Source organism: Sutcliffiella halmapala, from assembly GCF_002019665.1.
GTDB classification, from domain to species: domain Bacteria; phylum Bacillota; class Bacilli; order Bacillales; family Bacillaceae_I; genus Sutcliffiella_A; species Sutcliffiella_A halmapala.
Genome location: NZ_KV917375.1, coordinates 4,547,225 through 4,566,693, shown reverse-complemented (window position 1 = coordinate 4,566,693; position 19,469 = coordinate 4,547,225). Strand labels below are relative to the sequence as shown.

Annotated in this window: 21 protein-coding genes, 1 riboswitch and 1 other annotated feature; of the genes, 10 read left to right on the top strand and 11 right to left on the bottom strand. The window is 37.7% G+C overall.

Going from position 1 to position 19,469, the window contains the following annotated elements; genetic code table 11:
- Positions 1-151 precede the first annotated feature (151 nt).
- The gene (locus BK580_RS22430) at positions 152-892 is read left to right on the top strand and encodes a phytanoyl-CoA dioxygenase family protein (RefSeq protein ID WP_078382469.1); all 741 of its coding nucleotides are present in this window, start codon (positions 152-154) and stop codon (positions 890-892) included.
- Positions 893-1,001: 109 nt separating this feature from the next.
- Here BK580_RS22430 and BK580_RS22425 read toward each other — a convergent pair whose 3' ends face one another.
- Together BK580_RS22425 and BK580_RS22420 are read right to left on the bottom strand one after the other, a co-directional pair.
- On the bottom strand, positions 1,002-1,562 hold the full coding sequence (locus BK580_RS22425; RefSeq protein ID WP_078382468.1) for a GNAT family N-acetyltransferase: 561 nt from the start codon (positions 1,560-1,562) through the stop codon (positions 1,002-1,004).
- 141 nt (positions 1,563-1,703) lie between these two features.
- On the bottom strand, positions 1,704-1,970 hold the full coding sequence (locus BK580_RS22420) for a CD3324 family protein (protein WP_078382467.1): 267 nt from the start codon (positions 1,968-1,970) through the stop codon (positions 1,704-1,706).
- Positions 1,971-2,369: 399 nt separating this feature from the next.
- Positions 2,370-2,591: a binding site (T-box leader), on the top strand.
- 244 nt (positions 2,592-2,835) lie between these two features.
- On the opposite strand from BK580_RS22420, the gene BK580_RS22415 reads away from it, so the two are divergent.
- Positions 2,836-4,179, top strand: coding sequence for a sodium-dependent transporter (locus BK580_RS22415; protein WP_078382466.1), 1,344 nt, complete (start codon positions 2,836-2,838; stop codon positions 4,177-4,179).
- A 338-nt stretch (positions 4,180-4,517) separates the two neighbouring features.
- Here the strand turns inward: BK580_RS22415 and BK580_RS22410 are convergent, their stop codons facing one another.
- Genes BK580_RS22410 through BK580_RS22400 form a run of 4 tightly spaced genes read right to left on the bottom strand, consistent with a single transcriptional unit; the run spans position 4,518 to position 7,259 of the window.
- The gene (locus BK580_RS22410) at positions 4,518-6,206 is read right to left on the bottom strand and encodes a b(o/a)3-type cytochrome-c oxidase subunit 1 (RefSeq protein ID WP_078382465.1); all 1,689 of its coding nucleotides are present in this window, start codon (positions 6,204-6,206) and stop codon (positions 4,518-4,520) included.
- Positions 6,203-6,673, bottom strand: a complete 471-nt coding sequence (locus BK580_RS22405; RefSeq protein WP_078382464.1) for a cytochrome c oxidase subunit II — start codon at positions 6,671-6,673, stop codon at positions 6,203-6,205. The genes BK580_RS22410 and BK580_RS22405 overlap by 4 nt, the downstream gene beginning before the upstream one ends.
- 27 nt (positions 6,674-6,700) lie before the next feature.
- Entirely contained in the window at positions 6,701-6,868 is a 168-nt protein-coding gene (locus tag BK580_RS23445) for a cytochrome c oxidase subunit 2A (RefSeq protein WP_139364954.1), read from the bottom strand.
- Between the two features lie 31 nt (positions 6,869-6,899).
- Positions 6,900-7,259: a cupredoxin domain-containing protein gene (locus BK580_RS22400; protein ID WP_078382463.1), complete on the bottom strand. Its 360-nt coding sequence runs from the start codon at positions 7,257-7,259 to the stop codon at positions 6,900-6,902.
- Between the two features lie 287 nt (positions 7,260-7,546).
- Between BK580_RS22400 and BK580_RS22395 the strand changes: the two genes are divergently transcribed.
- From BK580_RS22395 to BK580_RS22380, 4 genes are all read left to right on the top strand, one after another.
- On the top strand, positions 7,547-9,292 hold the full coding sequence (locus BK580_RS22395; protein WP_078382462.1) for an ATP-binding protein: 1,746 nt from the start codon (positions 7,547-7,549) through the stop codon (positions 9,290-9,292).
- A 200-nt stretch (positions 9,293-9,492) separates the two neighbouring features.
- Positions 9,493-10,041, top strand: coding sequence for a PadR family transcriptional regulator (locus tag BK580_RS22390; RefSeq protein ID WP_078382461.1), 549 nt, complete (start codon positions 9,493-9,495; stop codon positions 10,039-10,041).
- 11 nt (positions 10,042-10,052) lie between these two features.
- Positions 10,053-10,541, top strand: a complete 489-nt coding sequence (locus BK580_RS22385; protein WP_078382460.1) for a DUF4188 domain-containing protein — start codon at positions 10,053-10,055, stop codon at positions 10,539-10,541.
- A 14-nt stretch (positions 10,542-10,555) separates the two neighbouring features.
- On the top strand, positions 10,556-11,470 hold the full coding sequence (locus BK580_RS22380; RefSeq protein WP_078382459.1) for an AraC family transcriptional regulator: 915 nt from the start codon (positions 10,556-10,558) through the stop codon (positions 11,468-11,470).
- 105 nt (positions 11,471-11,575) lie between these two features.
- Here the strand turns inward: BK580_RS22380 and BK580_RS22375 are convergent, their stop codons facing one another.
- The 3 genes from BK580_RS22375 to BK580_RS22365 all read right to left on the bottom strand — a co-directional run bounded on the left by BK580_RS22375 (position 11,576) and on the right by BK580_RS22365 (position 14,085).
- A complete protein-coding gene (locus tag BK580_RS22375) occupies positions 11,576-12,238 on the bottom strand; it encodes a hypothetical protein (RefSeq protein WP_235864094.1) in 663 nt (220 codons plus the stop codon).
- Complete coding sequence (locus tag BK580_RS22370) at positions 12,225-12,749, bottom strand: RNA polymerase sigma factor (RefSeq protein ID WP_078382458.1); 525 nt, start codon at positions 12,747-12,749, stop codon at positions 12,225-12,227. The genes BK580_RS22375 and BK580_RS22370 overlap by 14 nt, the downstream gene beginning before the upstream one ends.
- Positions 12,750-12,861: 112 nt before the next feature.
- A complete protein-coding gene (locus tag BK580_RS22365) occupies positions 12,862-14,085 on the bottom strand; it encodes an MFS transporter (RefSeq protein WP_078382457.1) in 1,224 nt (407 codons plus the stop codon).
- Positions 14,086-14,469: 384 nt separating this feature from the next.
- On the opposite strand from BK580_RS22365, the gene BK580_RS22360 reads away from it, so the two are divergent.
- The gene (locus BK580_RS22360) at positions 14,470-14,808 is read left to right on the top strand and encodes a VOC family protein (RefSeq protein ID WP_078382456.1); all 339 of its coding nucleotides are present in this window, start codon (positions 14,470-14,472) and stop codon (positions 14,806-14,808) included.
- A gap of 182 nt (positions 14,809-14,990) precedes the next feature.
- On the opposite strand, the gene BK580_RS22355 is transcribed toward BK580_RS22360, so the two are convergent.
- Together BK580_RS22355 and BK580_RS22350 are read right to left on the bottom strand one after the other, a co-directional pair.
- On the bottom strand, positions 14,991-15,488 hold the full coding sequence (locus BK580_RS22355) for a hypothetical protein (RefSeq protein ID WP_078382455.1): 498 nt from the start codon (positions 15,486-15,488) through the stop codon (positions 14,991-14,993).
- Positions 15,485-15,958: a hypothetical protein gene (locus tag BK580_RS22350; protein ID WP_078382454.1), complete on the bottom strand. Its 474-nt coding sequence runs from the start codon at positions 15,956-15,958 to the stop codon at positions 15,485-15,487. The genes BK580_RS22355 and BK580_RS22350 overlap by 4 nt, the downstream gene beginning before the upstream one ends.
- A 263-nt stretch (positions 15,959-16,221) precedes the next feature.
- Positions 16,222-16,418, top strand: a riboswitch (cobalamin riboswitch).
- Positions 16,419-16,585: 167 nt separating this feature from the next.
- Between BK580_RS22350 and BK580_RS22345 the strand changes: the two genes are divergently transcribed.
- The 3 genes from BK580_RS22345 to prpD all read left to right on the top strand — a co-directional run bounded on the left by BK580_RS22345 (position 16,586) and on the right by prpD (position 19,460).
- Complete coding sequence (locus tag BK580_RS22345; RefSeq protein WP_078382453.1) at positions 16,586-16,819, top strand: hypothetical protein; 234 nt, start codon at positions 16,586-16,588, stop codon at positions 16,817-16,819.
- A complete protein-coding gene (mmgD, locus tag BK580_RS22340; protein WP_078382452.1) occupies positions 16,809-17,927 on the top strand; it encodes a citrate synthase in 1,119 nt (372 codons plus the stop codon). The genes BK580_RS22345 and mmgD overlap by 11 nt, the downstream gene beginning before the upstream one ends.
- Before the next feature lie 105 nt (positions 17,928-18,032).
- The gene (prpD, locus tag BK580_RS22335; protein ID WP_169865270.1) at positions 18,033-19,460 is read left to right on the top strand and encodes a 2-methylcitrate dehydratase; all 1,428 of its coding nucleotides are present in this window, start codon (positions 18,033-18,035) and stop codon (positions 19,458-19,460) included.
- Positions 19,461-19,469 lie beyond the last annotated feature (9 nt).

The following is a 19,469-nucleotide window of genomic DNA, read 5'->3' as shown; positions in this document are numbered from 1 at the left end:
AAGATAACCTCTAAGATAACTTTGATGTCGTAAGTATTTTCAATTTCTTTACCATGAGGAAATGGATTACCAGACCATTATCATAGGTATTGGTCTAAGATTCATATTTTCTATACGTATGAAGTTAACCATCAATATACTAGAGAGGATGATGAAAGTGGAAAAACAATTAGAGAGGTTAAAGCCATTTACAAGTAAAGAGGTCGAACAATATAATGAAAATGGATTTGTGTTAATTAAAAATGGGTGTAGTCATGATTTGATTGATGCTTTTAATTCACATATTCATTCGATCCGTTCTGCTTCTGAAATGCCGGATTGGGCAGCTGTTAAGGATGAAAATCGTTTTAAAGTTCGGGTATTTAATCCACATTTGCACGATGGTTTTGCATTACAGATGATGAAACTTCCTGTAGTCAGTGGTGCGCTTGCTCAATTAATGGGTGATGAAGCAGTTGGTGTACAAAGTATGTACTTTTACAAGGAACCAGGTGCCAAAGGGCAAGCGGCACATCAGGACTATTTTTATATTAGAAATCATCCGAATACGATGGTTGCAGGTTATATAGCAATGGAAGATATTGATGAAGAAAATGGTTGCTTATGGGTGATCCCAGGGTCCCATAAGCTTGGATTACTTAAACACGTTGCAGTGAAAAATAAAAATGAACATGAAGCGGGCACAGATGAAACAGAAGGCGTCGATTTATCGAGGGAGATTCCAGTCAAAATGAAAAAGGGAGATATTCTTTTCTTTCATAATTTACTAATTCATTCATCTACAAGAAATCGGTCCGAAAATAGATGGAGAAAGTCTTACGTTTGCCACTACATTAGACACGACTCAGAAATTGAAAGAGACGATTTAAAGAAAAAAATATCATTATCTTAAAATATCATTCTGTTTGTTGGATGTATGGAACAGATGAAGGGTGATACAGAAACCTAAAATAGTATAGAAGGCACAACTAGTTTTTGACCACTAGTTGTGCCTTTTCTCGCTAAACTACCTCTTTTTTTTTAAACTCATCCTCAAGAATCCCCATAATGATAGAGTCGTGGTATTCTCCATCATAGAAGAGCTCATCCCTGATGATGCCTTCTTGCTTAAAGCCTAATTTTTCATACGATTTAATGGCTCTTTTATTAAAGGAAAAGACATCTAATCCTATTCGATGTAGATTTACGATGCCAAAGCCGAATTCTAAAAGTAACGACATCGCCTCTGTCCCATAACCATTACCCCAATATTTCTTTTCAAAAATAGAAATACGAACAACAGCATTTCGGTTTTGATGGTTAATATTTAACAAGGCTATGTCGCCGATAGGTTGATCATTTTCCTGTAAGCAGATAATCAGGTCAATTCTACTTTTATCTGTTGAAGCATTTTCGAACCATTTCTGCAGTTCGATCCGGCTAAATACTGCTTTCGTTCCAGTAAGTCTTCTGCCTTCTTTTTCCCAAAGCCCTTTCGCATAAAATAAATCTAAATCTTCGCTTTCAACGGGCCTTAAATATACACTCTCTCCCTCTAGAAATTTAATTACGTGCTTTGCCATTGTGGTTCCTCCTTAACATGCTGATAGGTTTACTTTAATACAACTCAATATCCTCTAGAAATAGCGAAAATAAGTAAGAATCAAATTCGGCATAAAAAAGCACGGATAACCCTTCAAATGAACGGTCATCCGTGCTTACATCTATTTTTTGGAATAGACAATTTTTTTGATCGTTTCAATGGAGAGGTAATGCTCCTCTGCTAATTGATTAATCGATTTGCCGTCATTAAAAGCGTTCTTAATCGTAGCATTTCGCTCGTCAATGATCTTCCTCCCACCAGAACGTGTCCCCCAGTTTTGATAACTATTTTTTGTTTTCGGAATATAAATGGTTTCACCTTGAATGTACTTTTGGAGCTCTTTAATCAATTCTTCAGGTAAAACTGCGCTTGCGTTTACATATTTCATTTCTGCCAGCCCCTTATTTTTTTAGAATAGTAATAAGGTGCAAAGCCAATTAATTAGAAATGATATGCGAAGAGATAGGCGATGTTATATGTTAATTACTAAATACCACCTCATGCAAAGTATCGCCCTCTAATAAAAGGCTTTGCATGAGCTGCTGTCGATTTCGTTAACAACATAAAGCGCTCCATTCTTACACCACCTCGGTAAAAATATCTATAACAATCTTTTTTCATCTTATCATATTCTGGCAGTAACTAGAGTGAGATACGTGATTCAACTGAGCAGAAGTGTTTTTTTTGTCGAAATAAACACAAAATTGTTTATATTTTTCAGTAATTTCCATTGACTCTCACATCCCGCCATACTATAATCACACTTATACTTTTAACATCATATAAGAATGAAGCTATGAAGAGAATCTATTAAGTCTTATTTCCCTGTTGTAGAGAGCCGACGTTTGGTGAAAGTTCGGTACAAAGATAAGAGGAATTTCAATCTTGGAGCTTTACTTTGCCTAGCGTACGCAAATTATGGCGAAGCGGTTTTAACCGTTACATTTCGAGTGGAAAGTTGCATGCTTTCAAGAAGGGTGGTACCGCGTGAATCAATCACGTCCCTTCGGAAAACGTGCGGCTTTTTTGTGTTCAATTTTGGCTGTTTACGCATACATTGTTGCTTTTCGTAAATAGAATCAACCCGTCATAATCGTTGCAATCGTGCTCTTTTCCATCATGTATTGGAGGACCTTTCTTCTATTTTACTAGCAAAATGACGGTAAAAAGTCCAAATGCCGACTTTTTACAAACTTAAAGCAACAATCTTTACGAAAAGAGCCTATATTTTTCTATTTTGGGAGGAACTAGAGATGCAGCAAGAGGAACAATGGTCATCGAAGTTAGGATTTATTTTGGCGTCTGCGGGGTCTGCAATTGGCCTTGGAGCGATTTGGAAGCTGCCGTATGTAACAGGAGTAAGCGGCGGGGGGGCATTCATTCTTTTATTCTTATTATTTTCCGTGTTAATCGGTTTGCCTCTATTGCTTGGTGAGTTTATTGTGGGAAGGAGCACAGGTAAAGAAGCGATTTCTGCTTATAAGAAAATTGCACCTGGCTCCAAGTGGCACTGGATCGGATATCTCGGTGTTTTTACCTGCTTTATCCTGCTGTCGTTCTACAGTGTGATTGGCGGATGGATTGTTCAGTATTTAGTGTATGGAGTAACTGGGATGATCGATCAGTTTTCTGGGGGCTATAGCGAGCTGTTCACCGATGCGGTGTCCAACCCAATAGCGGCAGTTATTGCGCAAGGTGTATTCTTGCTCTTGACCATTGTTGTGGTGGCAAAGGGTGTGCAAAGCGGCATTGAGAAAATGAATAAAATTATGATGCCGGCGTTGTTTATTTTATTTATTGTGTTAATCGCTCGTTCTCTTTCTCTAGACAATGCCATGGAAGGTGTTGCGTTCTTCTTAAAGCCTGATTTTTCACAGATTACGTCTGAAACCGTCCTTTTTGCGATGGGGCAATCATTCTTCTCGTTAAGTGTAGGGGTATCTGTAATGGTTACGTATAGCTCTTATTTGTCAAAAAAGGAAAGTCTTGTGCAGTCAGCTGTTTCCGTTGTTGGGATGAATTTATTCATTTCCATTCTTGCTGGTTTGGCGATTTTCCCAGCTGTTTTCTCGTTAGGATTTGAGCCGGCAGAAGGACCTGGCTTATTGTTCATTGTGCTACCGTCTGTGTTTGACCAAATCATGTTCGGGAAAGCATTTTTGTTTATCTTCCTAGCATTGTTCCTCTTCGCTACACTGACCTCGGCATTTTCGATGCTGGAGATTGTTGTGGCAGCCTTGACGAAGAGTAAAGGAGGCAGCGCCCGCAGTAAAGCGTCATGGATGATTGGACTTGGAATCTTTCTTGTTGGCATTCCATCTGCCCTGTCTTATAGTGTATTGGGAGATGTTACGTTCTTTGGCAAAACGATTTTTGACAGCGCCGATTTTCTTGTCAGCAACATCTTAATGCCATTAGGTGCTTTTCTCATTTCGATTTTCGTTTCTTTTAAAATGAAGAAAGATATTCTTAGAAGTGAAATTGTTCAAGAGTCAAAAGGATTAAATGGTTTATTTACGGTGTGGTATTTGTTGATGCGATATGTGGTGCCAGGTGTGATTTTGGTTGTGTTTTTGAATGTGGTGGGAGTTATTTAAGGTACTACTACCTGTCCTTCATTTTTTTAATGAGTTAATATGATGTTTAGTTGAAATTACAAAGCACCTACCTCTTCAATAAGAAGAGGTAGGTGCTTTGTTTGTAAGAAGATCTCCAACAAGTCATCTTTTCTGCGGAGGTAAAGATCAACCTCTTGCGGAAATCTGTCTTATGCTTGTCGGAGCTGAGCGAGCCGGCTCCGCTTTTCGTATTGTCTAGCTCCAGCGGCTAGGCCCTCGAGTCATAAGTCATCTTTTCTGCGGAGGTAAAGATCAACCTCCTCCAAAAATCTGTCTTATGCTTGTCGGGCCTGAACGAGCCGCTTGCACTTTTCGTATTACCATGGTCTAAATGGTGGTGAGCCTGGTGGGGCGTGTTGTATCATGTCTATTAGTGGAATCGTATAGGCGAAAAGGATTAAGGCAATTGCGATTCCAATCCATAGTTTCCAGTTTTCAAAAATACGTGGTGTTGCGCGCGCGTCATCGGCAATTTCTCCGATTGGGAACGCTGTGTGAGCCTTTGGTGCAAAGAAAGCAAGATTGATGACAATGTAGATCATGAGCATCGATGCAACAAATAGGATGACGCCGCCGAGTGCCATTGTTATTTGGCTAGCGAATATTCCTTCAAACCAGGCGATCGCAGTCGGGTGGTCTTGATAGGTAGTATATGCTGTTCTACGTGGCGCTCCTAGTAGTCCTAATAAATGCATTGCTCCAGACATGAAGAACATACCAACTGTCCATAGAATTGTTTGGAGCATGGCGAGTTTGTTCATGCGTGCCGTGTATTGTCTTCCTCTTAAGACGGGAATTAACCAATAGGCAATCCCGAAAAAGGTAAGAATAACGGTAGAACCTACTGTAATGTGGAAATGTCCTACTACCCATAACGTGTTGTGGACGACCGCATTTAATTGGTTACTAGCATTAATGATACCGCCTGTGCCCGCTGGGATGAAAAATAGCATTCCCATAAATGGTGCGAAGAAGCGGGCATCCTTCCAAGGGAGCTTTTTCACCCAACCAAATGCCCCTGTTGCCCCTTTGGCACGGCCTGTTAATTCGAAGGTTGCAAAAATAGAGAACGCCGTTAGCAAAGATGGAACAATGACGGCAAAGGTCAAGACTACTTGTAAGTACTTCCAAAATTCCGAGATGCCAGCTTCCATTAATTGATGGTGGAAGCCTACAGGAATAGAGAACAGTAAGAACAAGATAAAAGCTAAGCGAGCTAAAGAATCACTGAAAAGCTTTCCTCCAATAATTTGAGGAATACAGACATACCATGCAATATAAGCTGGAAGTAACCAGAAGTATACTAATGGATGGCCAAAATACCAAAATAATGTCCGGCTTAATAGTATATTAATATTGTCGACAAGCCCCAGAGACCAAGGTAGGAACTGAAGCAATACTGTGGCAGCGACTCCAATGGATGCTACAAACCACAGTAAAATCGTGCCAACTGTCATAAAACCGAATAAAGGCGTTAGTTTACCACGGTTTTGTTTTTTCCAGCGAAAATAATGAGTTAAGAGACTTGCTCCTCCTAACCAAGTACCGACTACGAATAGTGTAAGTCCTATATAATAGAAGGGAGATGCTTGTAATGGTGCATAAAATGTATATAAGACCGATGCATCATTTAATAAAATCATTGTAAAGCTTAGTAAAGTACCAACTGTTAATACAGCATAGCCGCCCCAGCCTAATCTACGCTCTAGCGAACTCATTGCCCCCATGGTTCGACTCATTCCTGCGTGTAAGAAGCCGAAAATGAAGAAGGTCGTTAAGACTAAGGCAAGTAATACTCCATGAGCAGTTAATAGTTGATAATAGCTGATGCTGTAAGGGAGCTCGATTAAACCTCCACGCACGAGCCCTTGTACCACACCTGCCATTGTCCCTAAAAATAATGCCCCAAACGCAATATAGATGTAGGCCATACTTAGCTTGGCATCACGTGGATCTACTTCAGGACGGATGGATTGCTGGTTATAAACTTCCGCTAGCTGTTTCATTCGATCACCTCAATTGTCATTTGCATGTTTTGATGCCCAATTCCGCAATATTCATTACAGAGCACCAAATAGGAACCCGTCTTGTCAAACGTGTATTCCGATTGGTTGATATGACCAGGTGTAATCATCATGTTGACGTTTGTAGTGGGAATCGTGAAACTGTGTACAACATCCTGACTCGTGACCTGAAATTTGACAGTGGAGCCAGCAGGCACGGTGATTGTATTTGGCTCATAGCCGAATGTCATGGCGATAATGGTCGCTTCATAGGTATTTTCATCAATTTGCTTCAACCCTGGTTCATCAAAAGGAGGAGATTCACTCAGATTTTCAGGGTTCACGGTAGCCATATGACTCGGTGGATGATGCCCCATTGCAAATGCGCTAAAGCCTATAACCGATAGAAAGACAACTAATGTACCTACTCCAAAGATAAGCCAATATTTTTCGTAGCGGTGTAAATGCATGTTACATCCCCCTTTCTCTTGGATAAATTAATTTCGTAATAGAAATAGGGCGAACACACTCACCCAACAGATTACGATAAATGCCCCGATTGAAAATACAGAGATTAACGTGCCTTTTAAGGAAGCTTCCTTTTCTTTAATGGGGAGCGGTTTTTTTGGATGGTCTACGGAACGTTCATATTGGATATTGGACATTCTGTTCACTCCTTTCTAATAATGACAATCTTTATTCCACAACGAGAGTAGCGATCATTTCGTCATGACCTGTACCGCACATAATGTCACAAATAATTTCATATTCTCCAGGCTTTAAGTTCGCGACAACGCTTCCATCCCCTTGGATTTTTACATTCGTTCCTTTAATGGTAATGCCGTGATGTCCTTCATCATTAACATGGTGAATCGCTACATCCTTGCCTGCAGGAACTTTGTAGGTTTGTTGGTCAAACTCCCAGTTAGAGCTTTTAATGGTTACTTCTGCCTCTGCATCCTCCACTGTACTTTTATTCGAACTACAACCAGTTACAACTGCTAAAAGTAAAACGAATACAAAACTCCATGTGACAACCTTTTTTGAAGAAAACATCTTTCTTCCACTCCTTTTTCCCATAATTTTTAGTTTTATTATTAATTCACCTTAATTGTAAGAAGGTTAGATTAGGAAAAATGTGAGAAATGTCACACTTATAAAAGGAAAAAGTGACCAATTTGTTACATTGAATGTTTTGTGGTTCGGTGGGGTTGTATGGGGTATTGATGGTTGTTCTTTGAGGTTTTTGGGAAGTAGGTAATTACGAACAAATATTTCCCATAAATCATAATTTTAGTAGTAAAATAGAATGAAAAACTACTATTTAGGAGCAAGATGAATAAATGGAATTTATTTTAATACTCGCAATTTCGACTATCCCGATGCTAATTTCATTTTCTATCCTTTTCTTTTCAAATACGTCTCTTACGAAAGCGCTATCCTTATTTCTTTTGATGCTATCGTTTTGGCAAATAGACATTGCTCTTCTTTATGCGAATAATCTGCTCAAGATGGAGCTAATTGATCCTTTATTTCGTGTATTTAGAATGGGTTCCATTTTCATTATGCCGATTATGTATTATTTTTCTTATAATATAGTGAAGCAAAATGAGGCTTTACAGAGATGGCGTCTTCTTTTTAATAAGACAGGATTTTATTTAGTGATCGGACTAAGCGTCTTTGTTTATTTGATAAATTTTACACCACTTGGAGTAGAGTCTTATCGCTTAAACGTTGAAACACCGTTGTCCCCATCACATTTAGTTCCGATATATGGAACGTTTAATTTCTTTTTTATCATTAATATTTTAATGGTCTTTGTGATTTCACTACTTCTATTGCTATTAACGTTAAAATTAAGCGACTATTATTACAAAAGCTTTTATATTAAGCTCGTATGTGCCGCGATGTTAATATTTGTTAATGGGGTAATGAGTGGGTTTATTAAAATTCCTCTTTACTTCTCTAGCTTCAATTCTATATTCGCAGCAGTAATCTTGTTTATCGGATTCTTTCAAATGCAGTCTCTTAGGTTAAATGGAGTAAACCGCAAGCTTGAAAGGCAAAGTGAATGGTTGGAATCTATTATGAATATTAATCCGAACTATTTGCTAGTAAAGAATCGGCATAATCGGATTAGTGAAGTAAATGATTCATTTTGCCAGCTTTTTGATATGAGAAGAGAAAATGTGATAGGTAGAGATTTTTCAGAGCTAGCAATTTACCCTCAAATGATGAAAGTTGGTAGCAATGAGTTACATCGATTTGTAGATGATAAAGGAAAGGTCCATTATATTAAGTGGGGCTCTAAGGACTTACACCAAAATGTAATCGGCACCCATACTTTATGCTTTGGGATCGATGTGACAGAGCAGAAAAAGAACGAACAGCTTTTACTCTCTTCAGAAAAACTAAAGGTAATTGGAGACATGGCAGCCAGTGTTGCACATGAAATACGCAATCCATTAACCTCGATTAGAGGGTTTATCCAATTATATAAAGAGAGAAGCACTAATCCTCAATATGAAAATATAGTTATTGAAGAGATCGACCGAATAGATGATGTGTTAAAGGAATTGCTAATACTAGCGAAGCCAGAGGCAAAGGAGAAAAAAGAGAAATCAGATGTTCCTATCGATATCTTTTCGGAAGTGAATAATATTAATCTCTTGTTCCATGCCTTAGCTAAGGAACAAGAAAAAAATTTGGAGCTAGTTAATCGTCTCCAAGAAGCCATTTTTGTTGCGCTGGATAAGGATCATTTAAAGCAAGTTTTAATTAATATTTTAAAAAACAGCTTTGAAGTCATTAATAAGGATGGCCATGTAAAAGTTATTTTAGATAAACAAAATAGTTTTGTCCGAATTCGAGTGCTGGACAATGGGGTAGGTATTTCACCAAAAAGACTAACGCGAATAGGAGAACCGTATTATTCCAGCAAGGAGAAGGGAACAGGTATCGGGTTAACGATTTGTTTTAAGCTAGTTAAAGAAAATGGCGGACAAATGTGGGTGAAGAGTAGAAAGGAGAAGGGGACAATTGTGACCATATTGTTTCCGGTCTCTTCAAAGAGTGATTACGTATCATAAGGATGGAGCATGTTTTGACTAAAACATGCTCTTTCTATTTTTTAGTGAAAGTTATCATTTTTTGCTGAGATATCAATGGACTTATAGCCTAAGGATTATCTATATTTTGAAAATTCGCTATAAAAATTTACATAAGTAATAAATTCTGATAATATATATCATAATGATATATATCAAAAAGATATAAGTTGGTGCTTACAATGTCTAAAGAAAATAATACGGTTTATGCAATTTTAGGTTTGCTTACGACGGGATGTGTGACTGGATATTCGATTAAACAAATGATCGACGGGAGTTTAAATCATTTTTGGAAGATCAGCTATGGGCAAATTTATCCGACACTTAAGCACCTTGTAGACAAAGGCTATGCGACAGTTAAGGAAACGGTACAAGAGGGGAAGCCAGCAAAGAAAGAATACATGATAACACTTGAAGGAGAGCAGGCGTTAAAAGGTTGGCTACAAAATACGATTGAAGAGCTGCCGATAGAAAAGAATGAATTGCTCCTTAAGTTATTTTTTTGTCGTCATCAAGACCACACTCAAACAGTCGAACTGCTGGATACTTATTTAGAAAAACTAACAGAGCGCTTTGAAACGTATACAGTAATTAAAGAACACATTCATTCACATAAGATTAAGCATGCGGATGCGCGATTTTGGATCATGACATTAGATTACGGTCTTTATACCACAAAAGCTGCGATGGACTGGTGTAACGATACGAAAGAAAAAATAGCAAACGAATAGGAGGAAGTGGGATGAGTCGACAAATATTTTCAGGTCGGTATACGGTAGAAAATAACGAAGACTTAGTGGTATTTATGATTGGGATGCGCGTGAACAAATGGTGGGCGATCCATAAATGGTTACCAGTTTTTTTAGCAATGCCGTCCATGATCAAGGAGCTTTATACGAATAAAGAGCTAGGATTTTTATCGATGGAAAGCTTTGTTAATCTGCGAACGATTATGCTTGTTCAGTATTGGCGTTCAGAGGAGGATTTAATGGCCTATGCAAGAGGTCAAAAACACTTGAAGGCTTGGAATGATTTTAATAAGAAAGTCGGAAATAACGAGGCGGTTGGAATTTTTCATGAGACATACTTAATTTCGGAAGGGAAGTACGAATCAATTTATGGTAACATGCCGAAGTTCGGTTTAGGTAAGGTATTCGGCAATATTCCTGTTACTCCTGCTACTAAATCTGCACGTAATCGACTAAGGGAAAAGAAGCCGAGCGGCTATTAAAGTAAGGAGGAAATATGAAATACGCAGATTCGTTACAGAAGGTTATTGATTTAATAGATGAAAATATTCATGATGAATGGTCTGTCGGTGATCTTGCGAAATGTATCGGTTATTCCCCGTATCATTTTTCACGAATTTTTAAAGAGGTAGTTGGAGAAACACCAATGGAATTCGTGGCAAAAAGAAAGCTACAGTTTGCCCTCAAGGATATGAGTACCGAACTAAAGATGGATGAGATCGCATTTCGGTATGGCTATGGCTCCTATGTAGGCTTTTCGAAGGCATTTAAGAAAATATTTGGCGTGTCACCAGCTTTATATCGCATGCATTGTCCTAATGCGAATCCGCCTCGAATTCAATTGCAGGAGTTACAATCGTTGAAAACTGGTGGCATCATTGTGCAACCGAAAATTGTTCATAAAGAGTCTTTTACGATAGTAGGACGCTCATATGAAGGGCAAATGCTGAATATAAGCTCGACGAAGGATGCGCCAGCCTATTGGCAGCATCAAGGCTTAACAGATGGAGAGATTGAGACAACCTTGTACAAAACCTTTACCCCTACCTTTCATGGAGAATTCTGTCTCAATATCCCTTCTGAAAATAATTGGGAGAAGTTTACCTATTTTTTTGGAGTTTTGAATGAACAGCTAGAGAGACCAATACCTGAAACCTTTCAATGTATCACGATTCCCGCTACGACTTATGCCGTTTTTAGTACGCCGTTAGTAAAGGTCGAGCATTTCGCCGATTCCGTAAAGGGAACGTGGCAATATATATTGCAGCATTGGTTTCCCCATTCCTCTTACGTCATAGACGAAAAAAGTTACGATTTTGAGTTCTATGATGAACGCTGTCACCATTGGGATCATGAACTGGTTATGATGGAAATTTTCATTCCGATAAAAAGGGAAAGTGAAGGTATCTAGGTAGAATGGATAAAACGGTGAAATAAGAGTGTTTATTGGAACCATAGAATCGATGGGAAATTCACATGAAAAGTCCAATTCGAAGGTGAATTGGACTTTTCTACTTTACTGAATTGGCAAAAAGGAAACGCTCCAACCTCCATCCTCATCTTTAATCATCGAGAAATAGCCCATTTCTCCTGATCGGCGTTCATACATGATATAGCCCGTATCACCTTGATCCATAAATGTACCGTTTTGTATCCCATCGAAGATTTCGAGTGTTTGTTCTTTTGTTGGATGGGCTTTTTCATCGAGTATTTCTTCTTTCGGAATAGTGAGTACATCATTTCTTTCTGTGTATAACGTATATACAACTTCCAGCTCAAGGTCTAATTTAGCCTGCACATAGATTTTTGCGATGCTAATTGGCGATAACTCTTTAATATGAAGCTTAGTTAAGTCTTCCTTTAATTTATTGTAGGCGAAGTTTTCTGCTTCGGTTAATGTGAATTCAGTAGTGACTCCCTGTTCTGTATGCTTATCTACCTCTCCTTGACTAGGATGAATGAGAGGCAAGGCTAGCATGATGAGGATAAAGGAGGCAGCTGTCAATGCGAGATAGTATTTCCATTGAGTAAATGGTCGTTTTGGAGAAGCTTGCTTGCGATCCATTTTCGAATTTATTTGAAATAAAATCGTTTCATGTTCTGTTTCTGTCATCTTAATTTTATTCTTCATTGATTTAAAATCATGATCGTATACACTCTTCTCATTAAATGGTTTCATGACAATACCCCTCCTTTATCAATTCTTTTCGCAACGTTTTCAGCGCTCGGAATAAATTTACCTTCACTTTGTTTTCCGTCCATCCAAGAATATGAGCTGTTTCACCGATAGAAAATTCCTTGATTTTTCTTAAAACGATGACATCGCGATAGGAACGTTTCATCCGGCTCAAAGCAATATAAAGCTGCTGCTCCGTTTCATTTAATAACATAAGCTGTTCGGGAGTTTTGTCCACTGCTTTGATCGAAGGGACCGAATCGAAATAATAAGCTATCGGTTTTTTCTTCCTAATATAATCAATCGTTAAGTTGCGCGCGATACGAAATAACCAGCTCTTTTCATTTCCACCTAGAAAAGAGTCGTAATTGTTGTATGCTCGTAAAAATGTATCTTGTACTATGTCTTTTGCTTGATCATGGTCACCAATCATGAAGAAGACGTATCTATATACATCATTACTGTATTCGTAATACCAATCATTAATTTGTGCTTTCATTGAATGGTGGTCCAATACCTCACTCCGCTCTACCTATTTATCTGTTTTCTGCATCTTAACAACGGATGAAGGTTTTAAAAGTTACACTCTAATTTTTTTTTGTTAAACGTCGCTGTTGTTTTCCTCACTAGTCTTTCGTTTTTAATAGTTTACGATAGATGAAAAAAACGGGAGATAGTAAGACAGCACTTACAACTAAAGCTAATTTGATAGAAAATTGTTGACCAATTACGCCAATTATTGGACCTCCGCCAATTTGACCGATGGCATCAATTTGCCCTTTGAAAGAGAAGAAAGTCGCTCGCCTAGAGGAATCGGTAATAAGTTTATTAAACCAAATATTTTCAAAGGTAGCGATAACTTGACGAATGACTTGAATCAAGACAAACAGGATAGCTAGTAAATAAATATTCGTGGCCACCCCAAAACTAAGTAGCGTCACCATTAAGATAGAAGTATAAACTAATAGATGTTGATACAAACGTTTTAAATGTAATTGATCGACGAATGTATCTAATGTCTGCAAAAGTACGACCGTTAATAGCGCTGTAATAAATTGTAGTCCCCCAACAATAAGAATCAAGTATTCATTTGTTAAAAACTTCTCATCAATAGAGAACGTTAAGTGGGGAATCCAAAGGCGATCAAAGCCTTCGCTGTAAACGCCAATGATACAGGCGATGATTAAAATATAGCGCAGTACTTTATTCTTTTTAAAGGCTGCCCAGACACTAGATAGCATGGATTTCATTTCATTAGTTACCGAAATCGACGCTTCTTTTCTCTGTATTTTGAAAGGCTTCTCAGGCATATATCGATACGACAGGATAGCTAATAGGAGAAAGCCAATGCCACTTAGAATAATAGAATAATGAAGCGCTTGGAATCCAATCACAATGGCAATCGGAATACCAAGTAAACTACCGAAATTGCCGAATTTTGCACTTCTTAAAAACGCTTTATCTACTCGCTCGACTCCAATTTCATCTGTTATCCATGCTTGATGTGCGCCACTAATACAGGTGTAACCAATTCCCCAACACACTTGTGACAATAAAATAAAAGCGAAATATGGAAACAGGCCAGCTATTAAAAATCCAACCCCAATCAGCATGTATCCAAGTATAATGGAGTATTTCCGCCCTTTATAATCAGCAATTAAACCAGTTGGAATTTCAAATAAAAATATCGTCAATTCCAACACCGTCCCAACAATGACAAGCTCCAAAGCACTCATACCAACCACCTGCACCTGATAAAGGATGCTTACCGTGAAAGCCATCATCATTAAAAGTTGGGATAGAAACGATTGTGAATAATAAATATGTGTAGGTTCTTTTCGTTTAATCATACTAAAACCGCCTTTCTGAACAGAGTATACTGGAAAGAAAAGGTCGATAACTATTCCTAGATTGCTATATTTTAGAAGTGTGTTATTTTAAGAAATATAAGTAGATCTGGGTGCGGATGTTGGTGTTTTATATACGAACGAGCTTGTTTGATTGGTGCATTATAGTGATCTAGTTTAAAGTTATTATTTAAAGTAATGTGACGGGTTTATTTAACTATCCGAAGCTTTTGATTGGTACAAAATTTGTAGAATACTGCTTATATAATCAATAGTTGTGTTTAACAAAACTTGTTTGGACATAAGCTGATAAATAGACAAAGCTTCTCACTTGCATTAATTTGCTAAAATAGAACTATAGGCAAAATAAAGAGGAGCGTGTAGCTTGTGAAACTCAATCATTTGAATTTAACGGTGACGGATGTAAGTGCAGCTAAAGAATTTTTGGAGAAATATTTCGGCTTGAAAAGTGAGGCGACTCGCGGCAATGCCTTCGCGGCGCTGTTTGATGACGATGGATTGGTCCTCACGTTGATGAAAGGAGCCAAAGTCAGCTATCCTTCCACCTTTCATATTGGATTTATTCAGGAGAATGAAGAAAAGGTAAATGAAATTTATGAACGATTAAAGGCTGATGGCTTTTCGGTTGATGCCCCCCAAAGATCCCACGGCTGGACGTTTTATGTAGAGGCACCAGGCGGATTTACCGTGGAAATACTTGCTTAAATTAGGAAGCTCCTCGCATATTTGTGATGGGCTTCCTCTTTTGTTGAAGGAGGGGGAGTGGAGGAATGCGAGAAATTTCTTTGGGAAATAGAAATTGTTAAAAGTTTTCTTAAAAATGCAACCTTTAGCAGGAGACCACTATAGCCTAAAGGTTGCATTGGTGCTGTTTTCGAGACTTCCTCCTAACGTGTTAGGGATGGCTGAGATTTTTTTACCAATTCGTAATATAGCGTAGTGACGGTTTGAGTGGTTAAAAAAACTACTAATGAATAGTGAAGCTTGTATCCATTTTGATAATGAATGACATCCATCCAGGTAGAAAGCCATTCCATTCCAAGGGCGATTACACACCATACAAGTACATAGAAGATAAATCTTTTTCTAGTTATATTGAATTTTTGATAAAAATAAATGTAAAAATAGCTGAATGGAGCAAATAAAAAGTATCCTAGGAAATCAAATAATTCGTATTGATTTGAATCATTCACCTTATAAAAATCTAGCAAGCCTCCCCCAATAGTAAAATCAAAAAGTGTAGATGTAGCGAATCCCCACACTAAAAAGAGAAGCGTAATGTCAGTTGATAATCTTTTGGGGAATAGGAAAAAAGCAGAATATGCTACAACTAGCATGACTAATAAATAGATTTCATTTTTGTCGAAATTTTCCCATAATATCATAAAACATTCACTTCACTTGGAGAGATTTTCTTAAATAATCTATAGGTAAAAATAGCCACTAGATGAAGTGTGAAATAGTATATGGCATCATTTAAGTGATTCCAGTTAGTGTATTCTGTCATGTCTAATTGAATAGAAAGGATACTTAACACTAGAAGAAAACAAACAGAAATGAGGATAATCGATATTTTTTGAATCATTGACTTAGTACCTTGAATAAGATTCAACTGTATTACCAATAGAATCGGGATCAACATGCTTCTATTCAAAATGTAACCTGTATAATTTATGCCTTCCTTTGTTAAAACGATGAAGTTCATTTCTTCTGCAATAACCCAGGTGAAGTTAATATTTACAATAAGTATGATTAGAAAAACGAATGTATTTTCAACAAGCGATCCTTTTTTTTCTATTGCTACGAAAATGGAAACAAACAGCCAAGTAAGAGCAAAGTAAACTACAAATCCCATAAAAACCTCCTATAAAGATTGTAGGGGTATTATTGGCTTTTATTCGGTTGATGATACAAGAAATCGGCAAATAACTATTTTAAAATATTTTTAATTTGAAGATTTAGTTTAACCATCAATGGTGTGATTAATTTCACAATAGATGTCGGAATTTTACTATTATTGTAAGGCTAAAGTTGGAGATTAATGGAACAAGATCAATATTTAGAAAATAAATATAATTGTATTTCTTGAAAATATTTGGTATGTTTATTATGAAAAATTGAATAGGTGTAGAAACGGGTGTAGATAAAGCCATCTTTATCTGCTTAAAAGGGAAGTTCGGTTAAATTCCGACGCTGTCCCGCAACTGTAATTGGGAGCGATTCGAATAAACCACTGTTTTCGGTAAAACGAAAATGGGAAGGTTCGAATAGCGATGATCATAAGTCAGGAGACCTGCCTGTTTTAGCAGACATCAATACCTACGAGGATAGGGGGTGTTAAGTGCGAGTTTGAAAAAGCGTGTTTAGGTATTATCTATTTAACATGCTTATTTAAGTATTCATTCGCAACTTAACAACTTCTTTTGGAAGTTGTTTTTTTATTGCCCAAAAAGAGTTTTAGTCGTGAGTAAGGAGGGCTTCTTTGTTTGGATCTGTCGATTACTTTACTAATTATTTCAAAACATGCATTATGAACAATCTTTTCTTAGAGAGCCCGAGTAGCTTGAGAACTAACTATTCACTGTTAAAGGCAGAAATTATGAATAGACAAGAGAATGAACGAGAAAAAGATCGATTTTTGCAGAATCTTGAAAGTGCTTACATTCATGTGACTAAAGATATATTGGAATGGGAGGAAGAAATAAATGGGGACTGAAGAGAAGTATTATCCTGGGCTTGATGGTGTTATTGCAGCAGAAACAAGTATTTCCTTTCTTGATACAAAGTTAGGCGAGATAGTCATTAAAGGCTATGATCTTATCGAGTTATCCAAAACTAAAGAGTATCTGGATATCGTCCATCTTTTACTAGAAAACTCTCTACCAAGTGCAGTGGAAAAAGCGGCAGTAGAAGAACGATTAAAGGTTGAATATGAAGTACCACAAGAAGTAATAAACATCTTAAATCAATTGCCTAAGCAAACACATCCAATGGATGGGTTACGAACAGGGATATCCGCTCTTGCTGGTTATGATGATCAACTAGAGGATAATTCCGAATCCTTGAATAAAGGCAGAGCGTACAAACTATTAAGTAAGGTACCTAATATCGTCGCTAACAGTTATCGACTGATTAATAAAGAAGAGCCTATTCAGCCACTTCAGGAATTATCTTATAGTGCCAACTTCTTTTATATGATTACCGGTAGAAAGCCTTCTCCATTAGAAGAACAGATTTTTGATAAATCATTAGTCTTGTATAGTGAGCACGAGCTTCCTAACTCGACTTTTACTGCGAGAGTAATAGCTTCTACTTTATCTGATTTGTATGGTGCTTTAACTGGAGCAGTTGCTTCTTTAAAAGGACATTTACACGGTGGCGCAAATGAAGCGGTTATGTACATGTTATTGGAAGCAAAAACAGTAGTTAACTTTGAAGAATTACTTCAAAAGAAATTATATAACAAAGAGAAAATAATGGGATTTGGTCATCGTGTGTACATGAAGAAGATGGATCCAAGAGCCCTTATGATGAAGGAAGCCTTGAAGCAATTGTGTGACATGAAAGGTGATGATCTCCTTTATCAAATGTGTGAGGCTGGAGAAAGAGTCATGGAGAGAGAAAAGGGGCTTTATCCGAATTTAGATTACTATGCAGCGCCAGTTTATTGGATGTTAGGTATTCCTATCCCATTATATACTCCGATCTTTTTTAGCTCTCGAACAATTGGATTATGTGCGCATGTCATCGAACAGCATAACCACAATAGACTTTATCGTCCTCGTGTAAATTATATAGGCGAGCGACACATTTTAAGTAAATAAACAATTTGGGAAATTGTCACTGTCCGCTCGCCATGGGTGTTTTGGCCGACACCCTTTATTATCATAAACAAATTTCATCTGGAAAGGAAGATTTGCTTGCTAAAAATGAATGAACGTACAAAAACCGACCATTTACTAGAGGAAATTGCAGATTATGTTTTAAATAAAGACATTGAAAGTACAGAAGCTTATCGTACGGCACGTTATGTGTTACTTGATACACTTGGATGCGGAATTCTAGCATTAAAATATCCAGAATGTACGAAGTTACTTGGACCAATTGTGCCGGGTACAACGGTACCAAATGGTAGTAGAGTACCAGGAACTTCGTTTGTGCTTGATCCAGTTAGAGGCGCGTTCAATATTGGTTGTATGATTCGCTGGCTTGATTACAATGACACATGGTTAGCAGCTGAATGGGGACACCCATCTGATAATATCGGCGGTATTTTAGCAGTAGCAGATTACTTAAGCCGAATGCGCATTTCGGAAGGAAAAGAGCCACTAACAGGTAAAGAATTACTAGAAATGATCGTGAAGGCACATGAAATTCAAGGAGTATTAGCGTTAGAAAATAGTTTAAATCGCGTAGGTCTAGATCACGTTTTATTTGTGAAAATCGCGACAACGGCAGTTGTTACGAAGATGCTTGGTGGAACTCGCGAGGAAATCATTAATGCTTTATCAAATGCTTGGCTCGATAATTCAAGCCTGCGTACATACAGGCATGCTCCTAATACAGGATCTCGTAAATCATGGGCGGCAGGGGATGCGACAAGTCGTGGGGTACACTTATCATTAATGGCCCTCAAAGGAGAAATGGGATATCCAACAGCACTTTCGGCACCAGGTTGGGGATTCCAAGATGTCTTGTTCAATAAAAAGGAATTAAAGCTTGCTCGTCCTCTTGAATCGTATGTAATGGAAAATATATTATTTAAAGTTTCATTCCCAGCAGAATTCCATGCTCAAACAGCTGCAGAATGTGCAATTAAGCTGCATAACCAAGTGAAGGACCGCCTTGATGAAGTTGCCAAAATTACGATTACCACTCATGAATCCGCCATTCGTATTATTGATAAGGTAGGACCACTTCATAATCCAGCAGATCGTGATCATTGTTTACAATATATTACCGCTATTGGATTAATCAAAGGGGATATTGTAGCAGATCATTATGAAAATGAAACCGCAATGGATCCAACAATAGATAGTTTACGAGAAAAAATGGAAGTGATTGAGAACAAACAATACACTTACGATTACCTCAATCCGAGCAAGCGCTCAATCGCCAATTCCGTTCAAGTGCATTTTACTGACGGTACGTCCACAACTTTAGAAGAATGTGAATATCCGTTGGGGCATCGCTTCCGTAGGGATGAGGCAATTCCAAAAATCAAAGAGAAGTTTTCAAACAATATTAAGACGCACTTCCCTAAAAAGCAACTGCAGAAAATTGAAGAAGTGTGTTATGACCAAGAAGCGTTAGAAACGATGAATGTAAATGAATTTATGGACTTATTTTTTATTTAATAAGGAGGC

Coding starts and splice junctions, on each gene's coding strand:
- BK580_RS22430 (WP_078382469.1), top strand. CDS start 152: ATGAAAGTGGAAAAACAATTAGAGAGGTTAAAGCCATTTACAAGTAAA.
- BK580_RS22425 (WP_078382468.1), bottom strand. CDS start 1,562: ATGGCAAAGCACGTAATTAAATTTCTAGAGGGAGAGAGTGTATATTTA.
- BK580_RS22420 (WP_078382467.1), bottom strand. CDS start 1,970: ATGAAATATGTAAACGCAAGCGCAGTTTTACCTGAAGAATTGATTAAA.
- BK580_RS22415 (WP_078382466.1), top strand. CDS start 2,836: ATGCAGCAAGAGGAACAATGGTCATCGAAGTTAGGATTTATTTTGGCG.
- BK580_RS22410 (WP_078382465.1), bottom strand. CDS start 6,206: ATGAAACAGCTAGCGGAAGTTTATAACCAGCAATCCATCCGTCCTGAA.
- BK580_RS22405 (WP_078382464.1), bottom strand. CDS start 6,673: ATGCATTTACACCGCTACGAAAAATATTGGCTTATCTTTGGAGTAGGT.
- BK580_RS23445 (WP_139364954.1), bottom strand. CDS start 6,868: ATGTCCAATATCCAATATGAACGTTCCGTAGACCATCCAAAAAAACCG.
- BK580_RS22400 (WP_078382463.1), bottom strand. CDS start 7,259: ATGTTTTCTTCAAAAAAGGTTGTCACATGGAGTTTTGTATTCGTTTTA.
- BK580_RS22395 (WP_078382462.1), top strand. CDS start 7,547: ATGGAATTTATTTTAATACTCGCAATTTCGACTATCCCGATGCTAATT.
- BK580_RS22390 (WP_078382461.1), top strand. CDS start 9,493: ATGTCTAAAGAAAATAATACGGTTTATGCAATTTTAGGTTTGCTTACG.
- BK580_RS22385 (WP_078382460.1), top strand. CDS start 10,053: ATGAGTCGACAAATATTTTCAGGTCGGTATACGGTAGAAAATAACGAA.
- BK580_RS22380 (WP_078382459.1), top strand. CDS start 10,556: ATGAAATACGCAGATTCGTTACAGAAGGTTATTGATTTAATAGATGAA.
- BK580_RS22375 (WP_235864094.1), bottom strand. CDS start 12,238: ATGAAACCATTTAATGAGAAGAGTGTATACGATCATGATTTTAAATCA.
- BK580_RS22365 (WP_078382457.1), bottom strand. CDS start 14,085: ATGATTAAACGAAAAGAACCTACACATATTTATTATTCACAATCGTTT.
- BK580_RS22355 (WP_078382455.1), bottom strand. CDS start 15,488: ATGATATTATGGGAAAATTTCGACAAAAATGAAATCTATTTATTAGTC.
- BK580_RS22350 (WP_078382454.1), bottom strand. CDS start 15,958: ATGGGATTTGTAGTTTACTTTGCTCTTACTTGGCTGTTTGTTTCCATT.
- mmgD (WP_078382452.1), top strand. CDS start 16,809: ATGGGGACTGAAGAGAAGTATTATCCTGGGCTTGATGGTGTTATTGCA.
- prpD (WP_169865270.1), top strand. CDS start 18,033: ATGAATGAACGTACAAAAACCGACCATTTACTAGAGGAAATTGCAGAT.